Source organism: Mycobacterium sp. E1747, assembly GCF_001667775.1.
Classification (GTDB): domain Bacteria; phylum Actinomycetota; class Actinomycetes; order Mycobacteriales; family Mycobacteriaceae; genus Mycobacterium.
The window spans coordinates 24,143-43,794 of record NZ_LZJI01000004.1; the positions used below are offsets into that span (position 1 = coordinate 24,143).

The window sequence follows — 19,652 nt, forward strand, 5'->3', positions numbered from 1 at the left end:
CTATCGGAGCCAGTGGATGGTGCTCCGCGAAGACGACATCCGCCGCCCGGACGGCAGCCCGGGCATTTACGGCGTGGTGGACAAACCCGACTATGCGCTGGTGATGCCGTTCGACGGGCAGCGCTTCCGGCTCGTCGAGCAGTTCCGGTACCCGCTCGGGGAGCGGCGGTGGGAGTTCCCGCAAGGCACAGCCCCCGGCTTGGCGCACACCGAGCCGGCCGCGTTGGCCGAGCGTGAGCTGCGTGAGGAGACGGGCTTGAGCGCGACGTCGTTCGAGGTGCTGGGCCGGCTCGATGTCGCTCCGGGCATGAGCAGTCAGCGCGGATGGGTGTTCCTGGCCACCGGGATCGTCGACGAGGGGGAGCCGGATCTCGAGCACGAGGAACAGGACCTGCGCAGCGCCTGGTTCGACCGCGCCGACGTCGAGCAGATGATCCGATCCGGGGTGATTGCCGACGCGCAGTCCATCGCCGCCTACGGCCTGTTCCTGCTGCGGCAACCATGAACGATGCGGGGACCCGGCGGGTCCCCGCATCGTGGTGTCAGGTGTCAGGCCGAGGTGACGTACTGCGGGCAGTAAGCCGAAGCGGCGTCGACGGCGAACGTCTTGGAGCCCTTGGCGCTCAGGCCGGTCGCCTGGCCCACCGCGTTGATGACTTCCTTGCTCGAGCGACCCTGGTCGAGCGCGTGGCAGACGGCGTGGGCGTCCTTGATTGCGACCGAGGCGCTCGGCGGGGTGATGCCATCGGCCGCAAGCTGGGCGAGGAACGCGTCGTCGACCGAGCTCGCGCCGGCGGTGCCGGCGAGGCCCAGCGCGGCCAGGCCCAGGGCGGCGGTGCCGACGACGGAGGCGGTGAAACGGCGAGTGAACATCGGGATCTCCTAGTGCTGATGTGGGTTTCTCGTGGACGCTGGGTGCGTTGATCACAGAATCAGCACGAGGGCTTAACGGGTTCTCAACGAATTCTTGGTGGGCTATCGCCGGCGGGGTCTTCGAGCCCGCACGATGGACCGGATGTCTCCCGGATGGCGGTTTGGCGGCGCTGTGACGCTCGCTGCCGTCGCGGTGGCCGTCCAAGCGCTGCCCGCGACCCCAGTGCACGCCGCGGTGCCGTCCTGGAATGGGAAGTATTCGCTTGTCAGGTACGCCGTCAACAAGTCGGGCAGCAGCGCGGCGGCCGCCCAATCCGAACCCACCTTCAGCGCCGACTACGTCTTCGTCACCGCCTGCTCATCGGGCAGGTGCGTGGCCACCGCGACCAACGGCCCCACCCCCAAGAACCCGACGCTGCCCCAGCCATCGCATTACACCTGGGACGGCGCTCGATGGGTCGAGCGCTTCGACTTCCAGTGGGATTGCTACATGGGTGACAGCATCCCCAAGGTCTGGGCGCTCGCCCGGTCGTGGGCGTTCTACACACCCCAGCCGGACGGATCGTTGCGCGGCACCTGGCATACCGACATCAGCGGCGGCCCCTGCGGCGGCAGCGTCGAAATGCCCGTGGCGGCGTTTGCCGCCGGCTCTGCATGAATGTCGTTGTCGCCCAGGATCACTGCTGCGGCGCGGGCGTCATCGACGCGATGTAGTAGACCTCGTCCCCGGTCGGGTACCCGCCGCCATTGGTGGCGATATGAACGTGGTCGTAGTGGTTCAGGGTCTCCGACCCGAGGTCAGCGGTCCAGCTGCCCGCGCCGACGCCCGGATAGATCTTCTGCCGCCAGATCACGTGGTTGATTCCCCAGCGTTTGGCGTTCGCCAGGGCGTAGCCGGCGATCTGGTTGCCCAGCTCGATGCCGTCGGGGCTGGCGTGGTTTGGGATCATCACGTCGATCGCCAACCCGTTTGGGTGCCAGGGCAGGGCATCCTCCCGGTATCCGTATATGGTCGTGATCTGCGGAAACAGCACGCTGATGGCGCGTTCTGCCCAGATCGTCTTGACCTGGAGTCGGTCTTCCGACCCGATGCCGTGGGGCAGCGCAACCTGGAATTGCTGGCCGGCGGCGGGCGGCGCATTCGCGGTCAGCATCTCCACTTCCGCGGGCGTCGCGGTGCGTGCGGTGCCGCCCGGCGGGGCGGCCGCGCTGGGGACGGCGGCGCTGGCGGCTGGCGCCGCAGGCGGGATCGGCGCGCAGCATCGCGGCTTCGCGCCCTGCGCGTACACCATGCCGGCCGACAGGATGAGCGAGCCGACGATGGCCAGCCAGCGACTCCGGCCTTTGGCTAACACCTTCACGCCCACGACCAGCAGCTTAATGTCGTCGGCGACGCCCGTGGGCGTTTTCGACGGGTTGTCGAGCTCCAGGCGAATCGCCCGCCCAAGCCATGCTCCGGCGGGTCACAATGACACCCATGCCCAGGACACCCATGTCCGGCCAGGCCTTCGCCGACGCCAACGCCTTCCACCGGGTGATGCGCCGCTTCGCCGCCACGACGGTGGGCGTGGCGCCCTGGCATACGACGGCGCGGCTCGCCGCGCCGGACGAGCGCGACGAGATCTGGGCGAAGGGCCTCGAGTTGTATCCCGGCTGGCGCAAGTACGAAGTGCGGGCCGGCATGCGTCACATCGAGGCGTTCGTCCTGCCGCGGGGTTAAGCTCGGTTTTGCTGTCCGGCAGGCGATCTGGGTCTAATTCTCATCGCCTAAGTACGCGTCGGCCCAGGCGCCGATGATGCGCCCCGCGCGGTGGGCCTGACCGCGAGCGGTGAGAAAGTGATCCGAGCCCTCGAGCGAGACGAAGCTGCGGGGGTGGCGAGCCAAGCGGAAAATCTCGCTCGCGTTCTCGATGCCGACCGTATTGTCGGTGGGCGAGTGCAGGATGAGCAGCGGCAGGCGCAAGCCCTTGATCTTGTCGCGCAGCTGGGCCCGGCGAACATCCTCGACAAACGCCCGCTTGAGCGTCAGCGTGCGCCCGCCGACCATCCATTCGGCGCTGCCCTCGGTCAGGCAGCGGTCGACGACTGCGTCGTAATGCTTTTCGACGTGGCTCGGGTCGACGGGTGCGGCGACCGTCACCACCGATCGCACCCCCGGCGACTGCCGAGCCGCGGCGAGCACCGCCGCGCCGCCCCACGAGTGCCCGATCAGGATGTCGGCCGGGGTTCCGCGGCTCGTCATGAACTCGCACGCCCTGGCGATGTCGTGCACCTTGACGGTGAACGACCCGTCGCCCCAGTCGCCCTCGGATCCGCCGAGGCCCAGCGCGTCGAAACGCAGCATGCCGATGCCGTCGGCGGCGAGTTGCTTGCAGATCCGTGCCGCGGCGGGCGAGTCCTTGCCGAGCGTGAAGCCGTGCGCGAACACGCCCCAGCCGCGGACCGCGCCGTCGGGCGTCTCGATGACGCCTGCCAGAGTCGCGCCCGTGGAACCTTGGAACGTCACACGTTCGCCCATGCTGACGATCTAACCCGCCCGGGCCGATGGCCGTAAGGCCGACGCACCTGCGCCGACGTGGCGTCCGCGGACAAGTCAGCCTCTGCGGGCGACGTCTTGGCTCAGGATCTGGGGCCAGGTCTCGACATCGGCCGGGATGTGCGCCACGGTGAGCGTTGACCGCGGCATCAGTGCGGCAAGCGATTCCGCTGTCGACATCGGATGCGCCGGGTCGTCGACCCAGGCCAGAATCGTCGTCGGCACATCGATTCGTGCGATCGCTTCGCGAGGGGGCAAGTCGCTGAGAGCCGCGCCTCGAAACAGTGACGGCAGCAGCGCGTCGGCCACGTCTGGAACTGTTTCGGGCGCGCCGACGGTGGCTGGCGGCGGAGTCGCCCCACGCGCTGACGCGATGAATGCCCCGACTCCCTCGGTTTCGATGAATTCGGCCGCAACCCGGTAGATCGCCGCCTGCGCGGGCCGGGTTTCCCACGCGGTGGCCGGCACCATGAGCGTGAGGCCGGCGAAGCGGTCCGGCTCGCGGGCAGCCGCGTGCAGCAGCGTGCCGGCACCCATGGAGGGGCCGACTCCGTGCACCCGTTCGCCGGGAAACCATTTGTCGAGCAGCTGCAGAAGATCCTCGGCAAGGCTTTCCCATCGGTAATCCTCCGGGACCTTGCGCCCAGTCGACTTGCCATGGCCGCGTGCGTCGTACCGCAGCAGTCGGGTCCCGCTGAGGCCCCTGCCGAGGTCGAGATTGAGCACCCGGTCACGCGCGCGGCTGGAGGTAAGTCCGTGCAGTTGAACTACCGGATGACCACCTTCGTCGCTCAGTTCAACCGCAAGCTCTGCTCCGGGAACCACGAAAGTGGACATCACGCAACTCTTTTCACGACCGGACGACTCGCCCCGGAGCCGACCGCGTTGACCGAGCATTCAGGCTATCTGGGGCGTTAGGGTACCGCCATGCGGCTGACGAACGTGGCGCACTTGCGGCTCCCCTTCGGGCGACTCTGGGGCTACGACGTGTCGGTGTCTGACCTCGGCCGGCGGCTCCCGGTGTCGTTTGACCAGCGCATACACGTTGGTGCGGGCGAACGACCCGGTTCCTGGATGGCGCTGTCGATTCGGTTGCCGGCGGGGGTCAGCCGCCAATCGTTGGCCGATGCGTGGCTGGCTGTGATCGCCCGCCACGGCACCCTACGAACGGCATTCACACTCGGGGCGGACGGCGAGCCGCAGCTGAATGAGATCGATATTCACCCAGGCGAGTGGGTAGAGCATGAGATCGGACCGGGGCAGGCGGTCAACGACGCACTGCGAGTAGTTCTCAATGCGACGTGCTCGCCCTATCAGCGGCCCTCACATCGATTGTGTGTGCTGGAAACTGCCGCCGGATTGACGGTGGTGATCGCTGCCGACCACGCCCACGTGGACATGTGGTCGATGCTGGTGATTGCCCGGGACCTGTTGTCGATGCTCGCCGACGCGCGGATCGGACGTACGTCGTCGCTGCCCCCGCCGCCGGCATTTGTCGTGCACACGCAAGCACTGTTGGACCGTCCCACGGCACCGGAACACGTGCGCGCGCGATGGGCGCAAGTCCTCAGCGACAGCGGTGGGGTGATGCCACGGTTTCCGCTGCCGTTGGGCGAGTCCGGGCCGCATCCGGAACGCGTTGAACTGCGTGACGTGTTCGATGTCGATGACGGCGCAGCGTTCGTCGCGCAGGCACGCGACGACGGTGTCTCGACGCTGGCACTCGCTGTGTTCGCCATGACTGCGGTGACCCGCGAGTTGGCCGGGGCGCCGCTGCGCGCGGTCTTCCCGGTGCACAGCCGATTTGAAGACAAATGGCACGACTCGGTGGGCTGGTTCATCACCAATTCGGTGCTGGAGTCGGCGGTTGCCGAGCCGCACGCCGCGGCCGCCGCCGTCAAAGAAGCCGTGCAGCTTGGTTCCTGGCCACTGGCCGACGTACTGGCTCCGTGGGGTGGAATGCCGATCGCGCCCGGCATGTTCGCGATTTCCTGGCTGGACCAAAGCAGACTTCCGGTGCGCATCGACTCGGTCGGACTGGACGCCCAGTATGTGAGCGCGAGCGTTGACACCGACGGCGTGATGCTTTGGTTCATCCAGGACGAGTCCGGGCTACATCTGCGATGCCGCTACCCGGATACCGCGGAGGCACGAACCAATGTGGGGGCGTGGCTGGACCTGTTGGTGGCGCGCCTACAGGCACTGGCGCAGTCCTCGGTTCGAGGAATGCTGCGGGTGGCGGGCCGCACGTATCGTGTGCAGCGCGCGACGCGCGAACAGGTGGGGGTGATCGCCCAGCTGCTCTCCGACGACGAATTCGGTCGGGATCGCGAAGACGCCGAACTCGAACGCTACGAGGCGGCCTACGACATCGTCGTCCGCGACCGATCCAACTATCTCGGAGTTGTCCTCAACAGTGCCGATATGGTCGTCGCGACTGTGCAATTGACGATCATTCCCGGCCTTTCCCGCGGCGGCGCCACCCGGCTGCAGATCGAGGGATTACGGGTCGCCAAAGCCGAACGCGCACAGGGTCTTGGTACTGCACTCGTCGAGTGGGCACACAACTACGGCCGAGCACACGGGGCGCAGCTGTCGCAGGTGACCACAGACGAGGCTCGCGAAAGGGCTCGGGCGTTCTATCGCCGGCTCGGGTACGAGGCCGCCCACGTCGGGCTGAAACGCACCATCTGAGTCCGGCGGGCGGGGGGCGACCGATCTGGCCGCACGACGCCAGTGGCATTGAGGCCCGAAACGGCGTTTTGATTAGCCGAGCTGACCAACGGCCACCGCCTGACCTGCAAGAACATGAGTGCCCCCGGCAGGATTCGAACCTGCGGCCTTCTGCTCCGGAGGCAGACGCTCTATCCCCTGAGCTACGGGGGCGCTACGGCTTTGGCGTTGCGCCATTGGGCCCAGCCAGACTAGCGCATGTCGGTAGCCGCTTTGCGACCGCAATGGATTCGGGGCCCGGGCACCTCAGCCAATAGGATGGACGCTCGTGACCCCCGCTGACCTCGCTGAGCTGCTCCGGACCACCGCCTCCGCGGTGCTGGCCGAGCGCGGGCTGGACGCTGCGGCCTTGCCGGCGACCGTCACCGTGGAGCGGCCCCGCAACCCCGAGCACGGCGACTACGCCAGCAACCTGGCGCTTCAGCTGGGCAAGAAGGTCGGCGCCAACCCCCGTGAACTGGCCGGCTGGCTGGCCGTGGCGCTGTCGGAGGCCGACGGCGTCGCCTCGGCGGAGGTGGCCGGCCCCGGCTTCATCAACCTGCGCCTCGAGGCGTCGGCGCAGGCGGTGATCGTCAACAACGTCATCGACGCCGGTGATGAGTTCGGTCACTCCGACGCGCTGGGCGGCCACAAGATCAACCTGGAATTCGTTTCGGCCAACCCGACCGGCCCCATCCACATCGGCGGCACCCGCTGGGCGGCGGTCGGCGACGCGCTGGGCCGGCTGTTGAGCACCCAAGGCGCCGACGTCGAGCGCGAGTACTACTTCAACGACCACGGCGCCCAGATCGACCGCTTCGCCAGCTCGCTGATCGCCGCCGCCAAGGGTGAGCCGACTCCGGAGGACGGCTATGCCGGCGCCTACATCAGCGACATCGCCGCGCAGGTGCTGGCCAAGGCGCCCGACGCGCTGAGCCTGCCCGACGCCGAGATGCACGAGACGTTCCGCGAAATCGGCGTCGACCTGATGTTCACCCATATCAAGGAGTCGCTGCACGAGTTCGGCACCGACTTCGACGTCTACACCCACGAAGACTCGATGCACACCAGCGGCCGGGTCGACCAGGCCATCGCCCGGCTGCGCGAGACCGGCAACATCTACGAGAAGGATGGCGCAACCTGGTTGCGCACCAGCGCTTTTGGCGACGACAAGGACCGCGTCGTGATCAAGAGCGACGGCAAGCCCGCCTACATCGCCGGTGACATCGCCTACTACCTGGACAAGCGGCAGCGCGGCTTCGACCTGTGCATCTACATGCTCGGCGCCGACCACCACGGCTACATCGCCCGGCTCAAGGCGGTGGCCGCCGCGTTCGGTGACGACCCGGCCCACGTCGAGGTGCTGATCGGGCAAATGGTCAACCTGGTCCGCGATGGCCAACCGGTCCGGATGAGCAAGCGGGCCGGAACGGTGATCACGCTCGACGACCTGGTCGAGGCGATCGGCGTCGACGCGGCGCGTTACAGCCTGATCCGTTCCTCGGTCGACACCCCGATCGACATCGACCTGGCGCTGTGGTCGTCGGCGTCGAATGAAAACCCGGTCTACTACGTGCAATACGCGCACGCCCGGCTCTCGGCGCTGGCTCGCAACGCCGCGGAGCTGGGCCTGGTCCCCGATACGGGGCACCTCGAGTTGCTCAGCCACGACAAGGAGGGGACGCTGCTGCGTAGCATCGGGGAGTTCCCCCGCGTGCTGAAAACTGCTGCGTCCCTGCGGGAGCCGCACCGGGTGTGCCGTTACCTGGAAGACCTGGCCGGCGACTACCACCGGTTCTACGACTCGTGCCGGGTGCTGCCGCAGGGGGACGAGCAGCCCGCCGACCTGCACGCCGCGCGCCTGGCGCTGTGTGAGGCCACCCGCCAGGTGATCGCCAACGGGCTGACGATCCTCGGTGTGACCGCTCCGGAGCGAATGTGAACGTGCACCCCGCCGGTCCTCGGCACGCCGAAGACACCCGGCACCCCGATATGACGCCGCGGCCGCAATCGCCCGACGAGCTGCTGCGGCTTGCCCCGAATGTCTGGCCGCGCAACATCGTTCGCGAAGACAACGGGGTGGCCAGCATCGCCGGGATCCCCGTCACCCAGCTCGCGCAGGAGTACGGCACGCCGCTGTTCGTGGTCGACGAGGACGACTTTCGGTCGCGCTGCCGGGAGCTCGCGACGGCGTTCGGGGGCGGGCAGAACGTGTGCTACGCGGCCAAGGCCTTCCTGTGCACCGAGATCGCCCGGTGGGTCGACGAGGAGGGCCTGTCGCTCGACGTCTCCACCGGCGGCGAGCTCGCCATCGCCCTGCACGCCGACTTTTCCCCCGAGCGGATCACCTTCCACGGCAACAACAAATCCGTCGCGGAACTGACCGCCGCGGTCAAATCCGGTGTCGGGCACATCGTTTTGGACTCGATGACCGAAATCGAGCGCCTGGACGCCATCGCGGGGGAGGCCGGAATCGTCCAGGACGTCTACGTCCGCCTCACCGTCGGCGTCGAAGCGCACACGCACGAATTCATCTCCACCGCACACGAAGACCAAAAGTTCGGGTTGTCGGTGGCCAGCGGCGCGGCGATGGCCGCGGTGCGCCGGGTCTTCGCCACCGATCACCTGCGCCTGGTGGGGCTGCACAGCCACATCGGCTCGCAGATCTTCGACGTCGACGGCTTCGAGGTCGCCGCGCACCGCGTCATCGGGCTGCTGCACCAAATCGTCGACGAATTCGGCGTCGACAAGACGGGCCAGATCTCCACCGTCGATCTCGGTGGCGGACTGGGGATTTCGTACCTGGGCACCGACGACCCGCCGCCGGTGGCCGAATTGGCGGCCAAGCTGACGGCCATCGTCGCCAACGAGTCGGCGGCCGTGGGACTGCCCGCCCCGCGCCTGGTGGTCGAGCCCGGACGTGCCATCGCCGGGCCGGGCACTATCACGCTGTACGAGGTGGGCACCGTCAAGGACGTCGACGTGAGCAGCACGGCTCAGCGCCGCTATGTCAGCGTCGACGGCGGCATGAGCGACAACATCCGCACCGCTCTCTACGACGCGCAGTACGATGCTCGGCTGGTCTCTAGGGCCAGCGACGCACCGGCGACGCTGGCACGTGTCGTCGGAAAGCACTGCGAGAGCGGTGACATCGTCGTTCGCGACGCGTGGGTGCCCGACGATCTACAGGCCGGTGACCTGCTCGGGATCGCCGCGACCGGCGCGTACTGCTATTCGCTGTCGAGCCGCTACAACATGATCTGCCGTCCGGCGGTGGTGGCGGTGCGCGCGGGCCGGTCCCGCCTGATCCTGCGCCGCGAGACGGTGGACGATCTGCTGAGTCTGGAAGTGAGGTGAACGGTGCCCGGTGACGAAAAGCCTGTCGGCGTAGCGGTGCTCGGGTTGGGCAACGTCGGAAGCGAAGTGGTCCGCATCATCGAGGGCAGCGCCGACGATCTCGCCGCTCGTGTCGGCGCGCCCCTGGTGCTGCGCGGCGTCGGAGTGCGGCGGGTCGCCGCCGACCGTGGCGTTCCGATCGAGTTGCTCACCGACAACGTCGAGGAGCTCGTTTCCCGCGAGGACGTCGACATCGTGGTGGAGTTGATGGGGCCGGTGGAGCCGGCGCGAAAGGCCATCCTGCGCGCGCTCGAGCACGGTAAGTCGGTCGTCACGGCGAACAAGGCGCTGCTGGCCACCTCCACCGGGGAGCTGGCGCAGGCGGCCGAAAACGCCCATGTGGACCTTTATTTCGAGGCGGCGGTCGCGGGCGCCATCCCGGTTATCCGCCCGCTCACCCAGTCGCTGGCGGGGGACACGGTGCTGCGGGTTGCCGGCATCGTCAACGGCACGACCAACTACATCCTGTCCGCGATGGACAGCACCGGTGCTGACTATGACACCGCCCTGGCGGAGGCGAGCGCGCTCGGCTACGCCGAGGCCGATCCCACCGCCGACGTCGAGGGCTACGACGCCGCGGCCAAGGCCGCGATCCTGGCGTCGATCGCCTTCCACACCCGGGTGACCGCCGACGACGTCTACCGCGAGGGCATCACCAAGATCACCCCGGACGACTTCGCCTCCGCGCGGTCGCTGGGTTGCACCATCAAGCTGCTGTCCATTTGTGAGCGCGTCACCACCGAGGACGGTCAGGAGCGGGTGTCCGCCCGCGTCTATCCGGCGCTGGTGCCGCTGTCGCATCCGTTGGCCACGGTCAACGGCGCGTTCAACGCGGTGGTGGTCGAGGCCGAGGCCGCCGGCCGGCTGATGTTCTACGGTCAGGGCGCGGGCGGCGCGCCCACCGCGTCCGCGGTCACCGGCGACTTGGTGATGGCCGCCCGCAACCGGGTACTGGGCAGCCGCGGCCCGAAGGAATCGAAGTACGCCCAGCTTCCGGTCGCCCCAATGGGCTTCATCTCCACCCGCTACTACGTCAGCATGAATGTCGCCGACAAGCCGGGTGTGCTGTCCACGGTGGCGGCCGAGTTCGCCAAGCGCGAGGTGAGCATCGCCGAGGTTCGCCAGGAAGGTGTGGTGGACGAAGGCGGGCGGCGAGTGGGAGCTCGCGTCGTGGTCGTCACCCACAGCGCCACCGATGCCGCGCTGTCCGAAACCGTCGATGCGCTCACGGATCTGGATGTCGTGCAGGGCGTTACCAGTGTGTTGCGACTGGAAGAGACCGGCTCATGAGCATCCCCCGCACCGCCGTGCATCAACCCTGGCCGGGACTGATCGCCGCCTACCGCGACCGCCTGCCGATCGGTGACGACTGGACGCCGGTCACCCTGCTCGAGGGCGGTACCCCGCTGATCGCGGCGACGCGCCTTTCCGAGAAGACCGGCTGCACGGTGCATCTCAAGGTCGAGGGCCTCAACCCGACCGGTTCGTTCAAAGACCGGGGCATGACCATGGCGGTCACCGACGCGCTGGCGCGCGGCCAGCAGGCCGTGTTGTGCGCGTCGACCGGCAACACCTCCGCGTCGGCGGCGGCGTACGCCGCCCGCGCCGGCATTACCTGCGCGGTGCTCATCCCGCAGGGCAAGATCGCGATGGGCAAGCTGGCACAGGCGGTCATGCACGGCGCCAAGATCATTCAGATCGACGGCAACTTCGACGACTGCCTGGAACTGGCCCGCAAGATGGCCGCCGACTTCTCGACGATCGCGTTGGTCAACTCCGTCAACCCCGTTCGCATCGAGGGCCAGAAGACGGCGGCGTTCGAGATCGTCGACGCGCTGGGCACCGCGCCGGACGTGCACGCCCTGCCGGTCGGCAACGCGGGCAACATCACCGCGTACTGGAAGGGCTACACCGAATATCACCACGACGGCGTGATCGACAAGCTGCCCCGCATGCTGGGCACCCAGGCGGCCGGCGCCGCGCCACTGGTACACGGCGCACCCGTCAGCCACCCCGAGACGATCGCGACCGCGATACGCATCGGCGCTCCCGCGTCGTGGGCGGCCGCGGTCAACGCGCAGCAGCAGTCCAACGGGCGGTTCCTGGCGGCCACCGACGAGGAGATCCTGGCCGCGTACCACTTGGTGGCGGAAAGCGAGGGCGTCTTCGTGGAGCCCGCATCGGCGGCCAGCATCGCCGGCCTGCTCAAGGCCATCGACGACGGTTGGGTGGCGCGTGGGTCGACGGTGGTATGCACGGTGACCGGCAATGGCCTCAAAGACCCCGACACGGCGCTAAGGGATATGCCGACCGTGTCCCCGCTGCCCGTCGATCCGGTGCTCGTCGTCGAGAAGCTGGGGCTGGCCTGATATGAAGACGTGTCGGTGACCCAGCTGCTGCCCGCCGGGCTGATGGCAAGCTCCGTCGTGTCGGCGTCCAGCGCCAACCTCGGTCCCGGTTTCGACAGCATCGGCCTGGCGTTGCGCCTCAACGACGAAATCGTCGTGGAGACAACCGATTCCGGACTGGTGGTGTTGGTCGAAGGCGAGGGCGCCGAGCAGGTGCCCCGGGGCCCCGAACACCTGGTGGTGCGCGCCATCGAATGCGGGCTGCGGGCCGCGGGTGTGCGGGCCGCGGGCCTGGTGGTCCGGTGCCGCAACGCCATCCCGCACTCCCGCGGTCTCGGCTCGTCGGCCGCGGCCGTGGTCGGCGGCCTTGCTGCGGCGAACGGCCTTGTAGCACAGTCTGATTCGAAACCCCTGAGCGACGCGCAACTGATTCAACTGTCGTCGGAGTTCGAGGGCCATCCCGACAATGCCGCTGCCGCAGTGCTGGGCGGTGCGGTGGTGTCGTGGATCGACGCCTCCGGTGATCGACCACGATATTCGGCGGTGCCGCTGCGGCTGCACCCTGACATCCGGCTGTATTGCGCGATACCTCAGGAGCGTTCCCTGACCGCGGAGACCCGGGTGCTGCTGCCCGCCCAGGTGAGCCACGAGGACGCCCGGTTCAACGTCAGTCGTGCCGCCTTGCTGGTGGTAGCGCTGACCGAACGACCGGACCTGCTCATGCCGGCGACCGAGGATGTGCTGCATCAACCCCAGCGCGCTACGGCGATGCCCGGCTCCGCGGAATATTTGCGGCTGTTCCGGCGTCATAATGTGTCGGCGACACTTTCGGGGGCGGGTCCAGCACTGATTGCGCTCAGCACGGCGCGGGAGTTGCCCACGGAAGTGGTGGAGTACGGGGCCGCCAACGGATTTGCCCTCGCTGAGATGACCGCCGGTGATGGAGTTCGCTGGAGTCCGGGCGTCACAGTCTCCGGTTGATCCACAGCGCGGCGGAGGGTTTGCTTGCTTCCAACAAAGATGCGGGCTATCCTCGGTTCCGTCCAGCAATCGCAGCATCTGCATCTGCATCCATACTGCCTTGCCGCTAGGACACACCAATTCTTCTCGTGAACGAGGTTCGCCGCTTACTCCGCCGATTAAGGCGATCACCGTTGCAGAGTCGATATTTGGGCGCACTCGGCGATTTGCTGAATGCAACGAACCCCCCGGATGAGCTGTTCAGCGGGGGAAGAAAGGAAATCCGTGACCGATACGGACCTGTTCACGGCTGACGCGAGCACCGACAGCAATGAGGTGTCGAACGCCGTGACGCCAGACACATCCGACGGCAAAACCAATGCCCCTGTTGGCTCCCTGTCCACCATGGTGCTTCCCGAACTGCGCGCGCTGGCTAACGAAGTCGGCGTCAAGGGAACGTCGGGCATGCGCAAGAACGAACTCATCGCCGCCATAAAGGAAATCAGGGGACAGTCCAACGGGACTTCCGCCCCCGCGGCCCCGCAGGAGAGCGGCAAATCCGACGCGGCCAAGTCCGACGCGGCCAAGTCCGACAGCGGCAAATCCGAGGGTGGCAAATCCGACGGTGGCAAGTCCGACGCCGCCAAGTCCGACACCGCCACCGCCGAAGCGACGGCCGGCGAGGACCGCCAGAACGGTTCGACCGCCGAGGCGCCCCGCCGCGAACGGCGCAGCGCCTCCCGTGAGCCCGGAGCGGCCCGCGGCGGCGACGACTCCGACGGCGAGCGCTCACGCAATGGCACCGGCACCGCCTCCGGCGAGCAGGACACCCGTCAGGGCGGCAAGCGCGACTCTCAAGCTGAGGAGCGCGGCCAGGACTCCGGGGGCGACCAAAACGGTGATCAGCAGGGCTCGGGCGGCCAGCAAGGTCGTGGTGGCGGCTCGAACCAGCAAGACGATGACGGCGAGGGCCGTCAGGGTCGCCGCGGGCGCCGCTTCCGCGATCGCAGGCGGCGCGGCGAGCGGTCCGGCGAGGGCGGCGAAACCGAACTGCGTGAGGACGACGTCGTGCAGCCGGTCGCCGGCATCCTTGACGTGCTCGACAATTACGCGTTCGTCCGCACCTCCGGCTACCTCGCCGGTCCGCACGACGTCTACGTCTCGATGAACATGGTGCGCAAGAACGGCCTGCGCCGCGGCGACGCGGTGACCGGTGCGGTCCGCGTGCCCAAGGACGGCGAACAGCCCAACCAGCGCCAGAAGTTCAATCCGCTGGTCCGCCTGGACAGCGTCAACGGGGGTCCGGTCGAGGACGCGAAAAAGCGCCCAGACTTCAGCAAGCTGACGCCCCTGTACCCCAACCAGCGGCTTCGCCTGGAGACCACCCCCGACCGGCTTACCACCCGGGTCATCGACCTGATCATGCCGATCGGTAAGGGCCAGCGCGCCCTGATCGTGTCGCCGCCCAAGGCGGGTAAGACGACGATCCTGCAGGACATCGCCAACGCGATCACCAAGAACAACCCGGAATGCCACCTCATGGTCGTGCTCGTCGACGAGCGCCCCGAGGAGGTCACCGACATGACCCGCTCGGTCAAGGGTGAGGTCATCGCCTCCACCTTCGACCGGCCGCCAACCGACCACACGGCAGTTGCCGAGCTGGCCATCGAGCGCGCCAAGCGGCTCGTCGAACAGGGCAAGGACGTGGTGGTGCTGCTCGACTCGATCACCCGCCTCGGCCGTGCCTACAACAACGCATCCCCCGCGTCGGGCCGGATCCTGTCCGGTGGTGTCGACTCCACCGCGCTGTACCCGCCGAAGCGCTTCCTGGGTGCGGCACGAAACATCGAGGAAGGTGGATCGCTGACGATCATCGCCACCGCGATGGTCGAGACCGGCTCCACCGGTGACACGGTCATCTTCGAGGAGTTCAAGGGCACCGGTAACGCCGAGCTCAAGCTGGACCGCAAGATCTCCGAGCGACGGGTCTTCCCGGCGGTCGACGTGAACCCCTCCGGTACCCGCAAGGACGAGCTGCTGCTCTCGCCGGACGAGTTCGGCATCGTGCACAAGCTGCGTCGCGTGCTGTCGGGCCTGGATTCCCACCAGGCCATCGACCTGCTGATGTCCCAGCTGCGCAAGACGAAGAACAACTACGAGTTCCTGGTGCAGGTCTCCAAGACCACGCCGGGATCGATGGACAACGATTAGCCGACCGACGTTCCTCGGCGGGCCGGGCACCGCGACCCATGAACCCACACGACACGCCGGCTGACGCCGCCAGGGTTTAAGTTTCGGCGTGGCCCATGCGCCGGGAATGTCGACGGGCACCCCGTTGTTTTGGGAGAACATTGGTTGACCTGGCATAATCTACGCTCGACAAGATCGAAGAGGACAGCATGAAATCTGACATTCACCCCGCTTACGGGGAGACCACCGTGCACTGCGGGTGCGGAAACACCTTCACCACGCGCAGCACGAAGCCCGGCGGCAACATCGTCGTCGAGGTGTGCTCGCAGTGCCACCCCTTCTACACCGGCAAGCAGAAGATTCTGGACAGCGGTGGCCGGGTGGCTCGCTTCGAGAAGCGGTACGGCAAGCGCAAGGATGCCGCGGCGGACAACACCGACAAATAGCTGCATCGCCGACGCCCGAACTGTGCACGAGAGCACAGGCCGGGCGTCGGTTTGCGTTTGCGGCAACAAGACACGGGGCTACGGGCAGGAGGTGAGATGTGACGCAGCCGGTGCAGACGATCGATGTGCTGCTGGCCGAACACGCCGAGCTCGAGAAACGGCTTGCGGATCCCGACTTGCACAGCAACCCCGCCGAGGCGCGCAAGGCCGGTCGCAGGTTCGCCCGGTTGGCCCCGATCGTCGCGACGTATCGCAAGTTGGAGTCGGCGCGCGGCGATCTGGAGACGGCGCGCGAATTGGCCGCCGACGACGAGTCTTTCGCCGACGAGGTGACCGAACTCGAGTCGCGGGTCGCAGAATTGGACACCCAACTGACCGACATGCTGGCGCCGCGCGACCCGCATGACGCCGACGACATCGTGCTCGAGGTCAAGTCCGGTGAGGGCGGCGAGGAATCCGCGTTGTTCGCGGCGGATCTGGCCCGGATGTATATCCGCTACGCCGAGCGGCACGGCTGGAACGTGACCGTGCTGGACGAAACCACCTCGGATCTCGGCGGCTACAAGGACGCGACACTCAGTATCGCCAGCAAGGGCGACTCCGCCGACGGGGTGTGGTCCCGGATGAAGTTCGAGGGCGGAGTGCACCGGGTGCAGCGCGTTCCGGTGACGGAATCCCAAGGCAGGGTGCATACTTCGGCAGCGGGCGTGCTGGTCTATCCCGAGCCCGAGGAAGTGGGCGCGGTGCAGATCGACGAGTCGGATCTGCGCATCGACGTGTACCGCTCGTCCGGCAAGGGTGGGCAGGGTGTGAACACCACCGACTCCGCGGTCCGGATCACGCATCTGCCCACCGGCATCGTGGTGACCTGTCAGAACGAACGCTCGCAGCTGCAGAACAAGACGCGCGCGCTGCAGGTGCTAGCCGCTCGCCTGCAGGCCTTGGCCGAAGAACAGGCGCTGGCCGACGCGTCGGCCGACCGGGCCAGCCAGATCCGGACCGTGGACCGCAGCGAACGGATTCGCACCTATAACTTCCCGGAGAACCGGATCACCGACCACCGGATCGGTTACAAAGCGCACAATCTCGATCAGGTGCTCGACGGTGACCTCGACGCGATGTTCGACGCGTTGGGCGCCGCCGACAAACAGTCCCGGCTGCAACAGGCATGACGTCCCGCGACGATGCAGAGTGAAGCGATGAGGAGAAGCGGGACAATTCAGCACAGCGTGCGGCAAGCGATCGATTCCGCTGCGGCGACGCTCGCCGAAGCGGGGATCGCCTCCGCCCGTTGGGATGCCGAGGAACTGGCCGCGCATGTGACAGGTACCGAGCGCGGCCGGCTCGCCCTACTTGACTCGCCCGGCGACGACTTCTTCGGTCGCTACCGCGACGTCGTGGCGGCGCGCTCGCGGCGGGTGCCGCTGCAGCACCTCACCGGCACGGCCGCGTTCGGGCCGCTGATGCTGCAGGTCGGTCCCGGTGTGTTCATACCGCGCCCGGAAACCGAGGCCCTTTTGGCGTGGGTCGCCGGACAGCGCCTGCCGACCGGGCCCGTCATCGTCGACCTGTGCACCGGATCGGGCGCCTTGGCGGTGGCGCTGGCCTGTCAACACCCCGCGGCGCGGATCATCGCCGTCGACGATTCGGAGGCGGCCCTCGAGTACGCGCGCCGCAACGCGGAGGGCACCGCGGTCGAACTCGTGCAGGCCGATGTCTCCGCACCCTGCCTGCTGCCGGAACTGGACGGCGGTGTCGACGTGGTAGTGGCCAACCCGCCTTATGTCCCCGACGGCGCGCCCGTGGAACCCGAAGTGGCCCAACATGATCCACACCACGCAGTCTTCGGTGGCCCGGACGGGATGGCGGTGATCGCCCCGATCGTCGAGCTGGCCGGCCGCTGGTTGCGCCCGGGTGGCGTTTTCGCCGTCGAACATGACGACACCACGTCGTCACAGACCGTCGAATTAGTCCGTCGGACGAAACTTTTCGAAGATGTCGCGGAGCGCAAAGATCTGGTCGGCCGGCCGAGGTTCGTGACGGCCCGCAAAAAGGGCGGCGCGAATGGCCCGCGTCGCGAGGATGCAGTGGGGTCACCTCCCGCTCGCGGGGGAGAGCGGTGCAAGTGACAGAGGTCTTCGACTGCGCCGATCCCGACCAGCGTTCGCGCGGAATCGCCTCGGCGGCGGGCGCCATCAAGGGTGGTCGGCTGGTCGTCATGCCGACGGACACCGTCTACGGCATCGGCGCCGATGCCTTCAACAGCGCCGCGGTGACGGCCCTCCTCTCGGCGAAGGGGCGTGGCCGGGACATGCCGGTCGGCGTGCTGGTCGGCTCCTGGCACACCATCGAGGGCCTCGTCTACACCATGCCGGGCGGGGCCCGCGACCTGATCCGCGCGTTCTGGCCCGGTGCGCTGAGCCTGGTGGTGACGCAGGCGCCGTCGCTGCAATGGGACCTCGGTGACGCCCGCGGCACCGTGATGCTGCGGATGCCGCTGCACCCGGTGGCCATCGAGTTGTTGCGCGAGGTGGGGCCCATGGCGGTATCGAGCGCGAACGTCTCCGGTCGGCCGCCCGCGGTGGACGCCGACGAGGCCCGCAATCAACTCGGTGACCTCGTCGACGTCTATCTCGACGCGGGGACGGCCGAGCAGCAGGCGGCTTCGACGATCGTCGACCTGACCGGTGCCGCCCCGCGCATCCTGCGACCGGGTCCGGTGAGCGCCGAACGGATCGCCGAAGTGCTCGGGGTGGATCCCGAAAGCCTGACCCAGGCCTGACCGGAGCGGTTCTCTCGTTGCCAGGTTGGTGCAGTACGGTCTCGACGTGTCCAGCGACCCGGCCGGCGACGTAGCCAACCTCGCCGATGGCCTGCTCGCCCTGGCTGACCGGGGCGCCGGTGTCCCGCTGCGCGAGCTTGCCCTCGTGGGTTTGACCGCCGCGATCATCACCTACTTCGCGACCGGTCCGGTGCGGGTACTCGCCACCCGGCTGGGCGCCGTCGCCTATCCGCGGGAACGCGACGTCCACGTGACCCCCACCCCGCGCATGGGCGGGCTGGCGATGTTCCTCGGTGTCATCTCGGCCGTCTTCCTGGCCTCGCAGTTACCGGCGCTCACCCGCGGATTCGTCTATTCGACGGGCATGCCCGCGGTGCTGGTGGCCGGCGCGGTGATCATGGGCATCGGGCTCATCGACGACCGCTGGGGACTGGACGCCCTGACGAAGTTCGCCGGCCAGATCACGGCTGCCAGCGTGCTGGTCACCATGGGCGTGGCGTGGAGCGTCCTCTACATCCCGATCGGCGGGGTCGGCACCATCGTGCTGGACCAGGCCTCGTCGATCCTGCTCACGCTGGCGCTGACGGTGTCCATCGTGAACGCGATGAACTTCGTCGACGGGCTGGACGGCCTGGCCGCCGGACTGGGGCTGATCACCGCGCTGGCGATCTGCATGTTCTCGGTGGGCCTGCTGCGCGACCACGGCGGCGATGTCCTCTTCTATCCGCCCGCCGTGATCTCCGTGGTGCTCGCGGGCGCCTGTCTGGGCTTCCTGCCGCACAACTTTCACCGCGCCAAGATCTTCATGGGTGATTCCGGCTCGATGCTGATCGGCCTGATGCTGGCGGCGGCCTCCACCACCGCCGCCGGCCCCGTCTCGCAGAACGCGTACGGTGCGCGCGACGTGTTCGCCCTGTTGTCACCGTTCCTGCTGGTCGTTGCGGTCATGTTCGTACCGATGCTGGATCTGCTGCTGGCGATCGTGCGCCGGACCCGCGCGGGCCGCAGCGCGTTCAGCCCCGACAAGATGCACCTGCATCACCGCTTGCTGCAGATCGGACATTCCCACCGCCGGGTGGTGTTGCTGATTTACCTCTGGGTGGGCATCGTCGCGTTCGGCGCGGCCAGCACGATTTTCTTCAATCCGCGCGACACCGCCGCGGTGATGCTGGGCGCCATCGTGGTCGCCGGCATCGCGACCGCGATCCCGCTCATGCGCCGGCGAGACGAGTACGAAGACGAGGACTACGACAGCTAGTAGTAGTGGTCTTCGCCGTATGGTACGGTGCAGGTAGAAGCCCCAAAAGCCGCACAGATTGCCGGTCCGTCGGACGCCGGTCCGATTCGGTCGGCTGGGGACTCGCGTCGGGGGACACCCCTTGGGTGGACCCACTGTGACGTGCGATACG

18 protein-coding genes, 1 tRNA gene and 1 pseudogene are annotated in these 19,652 nt (G+C 67.8%); 15 read left to right on the plus strand and 5 right to left on the minus strand.

The window, feature by feature from the left end; all coding sequences use genetic code 11:
* The first annotated feature begins 16 nt into the window (after window positions 1-16).
* Window positions 17-505, plus strand: coding sequence for an NUDIX hydrolase (locus tag A5695_RS00330; protein ID WP_231974668.1), 489 nt, complete (start codon window positions 17-19; stop codon window positions 503-505).
* 44 nt (window positions 506-549) lie between these two features.
* On the opposite strand, the gene A5695_RS00335 is transcribed toward A5695_RS00330, so the two are convergent.
* On the minus strand, window positions 550-873 hold the full coding sequence (locus A5695_RS00335; protein WP_068076943.1) for a DUF732 domain-containing protein: 324 nt from the start codon (window positions 871-873) through the stop codon (window positions 550-552).
* 142 nt (window positions 874-1,015) lie between these two features.
* Between A5695_RS00335 and A5695_RS00340 the strand changes: the two genes are divergently transcribed.
* Window positions 1,016-1,531, plus strand: a complete 516-nt coding sequence (locus A5695_RS00340; protein WP_068076996.1) for a hypothetical protein — start codon at window positions 1,016-1,018, stop codon at window positions 1,529-1,531.
* Window positions 1,532-1,550: 19 nt separating this feature from the next.
* Here the strand turns inward: A5695_RS00340 and A5695_RS00345 are convergent, their stop codons facing one another.
* A complete protein-coding gene (locus tag A5695_RS00345; protein ID WP_068076945.1) occupies window positions 1,551-2,240 on the minus strand; it encodes a glycoside hydrolase in 690 nt (229 codons plus the stop codon).
* A gap of 182 nt (window positions 2,241-2,422) precedes the next feature.
* Here A5695_RS00345 and A5695_RS00350 point away from each other — a divergent pair.
* Window positions 2,423-2,593: pseudogene (locus tag A5695_RS00350) on the plus strand (nitroreductase family deazaflavin-dependent oxidoreductase); the annotation flags it as partial.
* Window positions 2,594-2,626: 33 nt separating this feature from the next.
* Here A5695_RS00350 and A5695_RS00355 read toward each other — a convergent pair.
* Together A5695_RS00355 and A5695_RS00360 are read right to left on the minus strand one after the other, a co-directional pair.
* Window positions 2,627-3,391, minus strand: a complete 765-nt coding sequence (locus A5695_RS00355; protein ID WP_068076947.1) for a S9 family peptidase — start codon at window positions 3,389-3,391, stop codon at window positions 2,627-2,629.
* A gap of 75 nt (window positions 3,392-3,466) precedes the next feature.
* Window positions 3,467-4,246 carry an alpha/beta fold hydrolase gene (locus A5695_RS00360; protein ID WP_068076949.1) on the minus strand — a complete coding sequence of 260 codons (780 nt, stop codon included), beginning with the start codon at window positions 4,244-4,246 and terminating at the stop codon, window positions 3,467-3,469.
* A gap of 90 nt (window positions 4,247-4,336) precedes the next feature.
* On the opposite strand from A5695_RS00360, the gene A5695_RS00365 reads away from it, so the two are divergent.
* Window positions 4,337-6,103 carry a GNAT family N-acetyltransferase gene (locus tag A5695_RS00365; protein WP_068076951.1) on the plus strand — a complete coding sequence of 589 codons (1,767 nt, stop codon included), beginning with the start codon at window positions 4,337-4,339 and terminating at the stop codon, window positions 6,101-6,103.
* A 119-nt stretch (window positions 6,104-6,222) separates the two neighbouring features.
* On the opposite strand, the gene A5695_RS00370 is transcribed toward A5695_RS00365, so the two are convergent.
* A tRNA-Arg gene (locus A5695_RS00370) sits at window positions 6,223-6,295 on the minus strand.
* A 115-nt stretch (window positions 6,296-6,410) separates the two neighbouring features.
* On the opposite strand from A5695_RS00370, the gene argS reads away from it, so the two are divergent.
* The 11 genes from argS to A5695_RS00425 all read left to right on the plus strand — a co-directional run bounded on the left by argS (window position 6,411) and on the right by A5695_RS00425 (window position 19,501).
* Window positions 6,411-8,063, plus strand: a complete 1,653-nt coding sequence (argS, locus tag A5695_RS00375; RefSeq protein WP_068076953.1) for an arginine--tRNA ligase — start codon at window positions 6,411-6,413, stop codon at window positions 8,061-8,063.
* 50 nt (window positions 8,064-8,113) lie between these two features.
* Window positions 8,114-9,478, plus strand: coding sequence for a diaminopimelate decarboxylase (gene lysA / locus A5695_RS00380; RefSeq protein WP_197515314.1), 1,365 nt, complete (start codon window positions 8,114-8,116; stop codon window positions 9,476-9,478).
* Between the two features lie 3 nt (window positions 9,479-9,481).
* The gene (locus tag A5695_RS00385; RefSeq protein WP_068076957.1) at window positions 9,482-10,807 is read left to right on the plus strand and encodes a homoserine dehydrogenase; all 1,326 of its coding nucleotides are present in this window, start codon (window positions 9,482-9,484) and stop codon (window positions 10,805-10,807) included.
* Window positions 10,804-11,886: a threonine synthase gene (thrC, locus tag A5695_RS00390; RefSeq protein WP_068076959.1), complete on the plus strand. Its 1,083-nt coding sequence runs from the start codon at window positions 10,804-10,806 to the stop codon at window positions 11,884-11,886. Before A5695_RS00385 ends, thrC begins: the two co-directional genes overlap by 4 nt.
* A 42-nt stretch (window positions 11,887-11,928) precedes the next feature.
* Window positions 11,929-12,846 carry a homoserine kinase gene (gene thrB / locus A5695_RS00395; RefSeq protein WP_156749374.1) on the plus strand — a complete coding sequence of 306 codons (918 nt, stop codon included), beginning with the start codon at window positions 11,929-11,931 and terminating at the stop codon, window positions 12,844-12,846.
* Window positions 12,847-13,077: 231 nt separating this feature from the next.
* Entirely contained in the window at window positions 13,078-15,036 is a 1,959-nt protein-coding gene (gene rho / locus A5695_RS00400; protein ID WP_369830140.1) for a transcription termination factor Rho, read from the plus strand.
* A 188-nt stretch (window positions 15,037-15,224) separates the two neighbouring features.
* Window positions 15,225-15,461 (plus strand): 50S ribosomal protein L31, encoded by a 237-nt coding sequence (rpmE, locus tag A5695_RS00405; RefSeq protein ID WP_068076963.1) that lies wholly within the window; start codon window positions 15,225-15,227, stop codon window positions 15,459-15,461.
* A gap of 98 nt (window positions 15,462-15,559) precedes the next feature.
* Window positions 15,560-16,633 carry a peptide chain release factor 1 gene (gene prfA / locus A5695_RS00410; RefSeq protein ID WP_068076965.1) on the plus strand — a complete coding sequence of 358 codons (1,074 nt, stop codon included), beginning with the start codon at window positions 15,560-15,562 and terminating at the stop codon, window positions 16,631-16,633.
* A gap of 27 nt (window positions 16,634-16,660) precedes the next feature.
* A complete protein-coding gene (gene prmC, locus A5695_RS00415; RefSeq protein ID WP_068076968.1) occupies window positions 16,661-17,590 on the plus strand; it encodes a peptide chain release factor N(5)-glutamine methyltransferase in 930 nt (309 codons plus the stop codon).
* Entirely contained in the window at window positions 17,587-18,243 is a 657-nt protein-coding gene (locus tag A5695_RS00420) for an L-threonylcarbamoyladenylate synthase (protein WP_068076970.1), read from the plus strand. The genes prmC and A5695_RS00420 overlap by 4 nt, the downstream gene beginning before the upstream one ends.
* 28 nt (window positions 18,244-18,271) lie before the next feature.
* Window positions 18,272-19,501, plus strand: a complete 1,230-nt coding sequence (locus tag A5695_RS00425; protein ID WP_068077000.1) for a glycosyltransferase family 4 protein — start codon at window positions 18,272-18,274, stop codon at window positions 19,499-19,501.
* Window positions 19,502-19,652 lie beyond the last annotated feature (151 nt).

What these genes read in the sequence shown, in the direction of transcription:
- A5695_RS00330 (WP_231974668.1), top strand. Translation starts at nt 17, where the DNA reads ATGGTGCTCCGCGAAGACGACATCCGCCGCCCGGACGGCAGCCCGGGC.
- A5695_RS00335 (WP_068076943.1), bottom strand. Translation starts at nt 873, where the DNA reads ATGTTCACTCGCCGTTTCACCGCCTCCGTCGTCGGCACCGCCGCCCTG.
- A5695_RS00340 (WP_068076996.1), top strand. Translation starts at nt 1,016, where the DNA reads ATGTCTCCCGGATGGCGGTTTGGCGGCGCTGTGACGCTCGCTGCCGTC.
- A5695_RS00355 (WP_068076947.1), bottom strand. Translation starts at nt 3,391, where the DNA reads ATGGGCGAACGTGTGACGTTCCAAGGTTCCACGGGCGCGACTCTGGCA.
- A5695_RS00360 (WP_068076949.1), bottom strand. Translation starts at nt 4,246, where the DNA reads ATGTCCACTTTCGTGGTTCCCGGAGCAGAGCTTGCGGTTGAACTGAGC.
- A5695_RS00365 (WP_068076951.1), top strand. Translation starts at nt 4,337, where the DNA reads ATGCGGCTGACGAACGTGGCGCACTTGCGGCTCCCCTTCGGGCGACTC.
- lysA (WP_197515314.1), top strand. Translation starts at nt 8,114, where the DNA reads ATGACGCCGCGGCCGCAATCGCCCGACGAGCTGCTGCGGCTTGCCCCG.
- thrC (WP_068076959.1), top strand. Translation starts at nt 10,804, where the DNA reads ATGAGCATCCCCCGCACCGCCGTGCATCAACCCTGGCCGGGACTGATC.
- thrB (WP_156749374.1), top strand. Translation starts at nt 11,929, where the DNA reads ATGGCAAGCTCCGTCGTGTCGGCGTCCAGCGCCAACCTCGGTCCCGGT.
- rho (WP_369830140.1), top strand. Translation starts at nt 13,078, where the DNA reads ATGAGCTGTTCAGCGGGGGAAGAAAGGAAATCCGTGACCGATACGGAC.
- rpmE (WP_068076963.1), top strand. Translation starts at nt 15,225, where the DNA reads ATGAAATCTGACATTCACCCCGCTTACGGGGAGACCACCGTGCACTGC.
- prmC (WP_068076968.1), top strand. Translation starts at nt 16,661, where the DNA reads ATGAGGAGAAGCGGGACAATTCAGCACAGCGTGCGGCAAGCGATCGAT.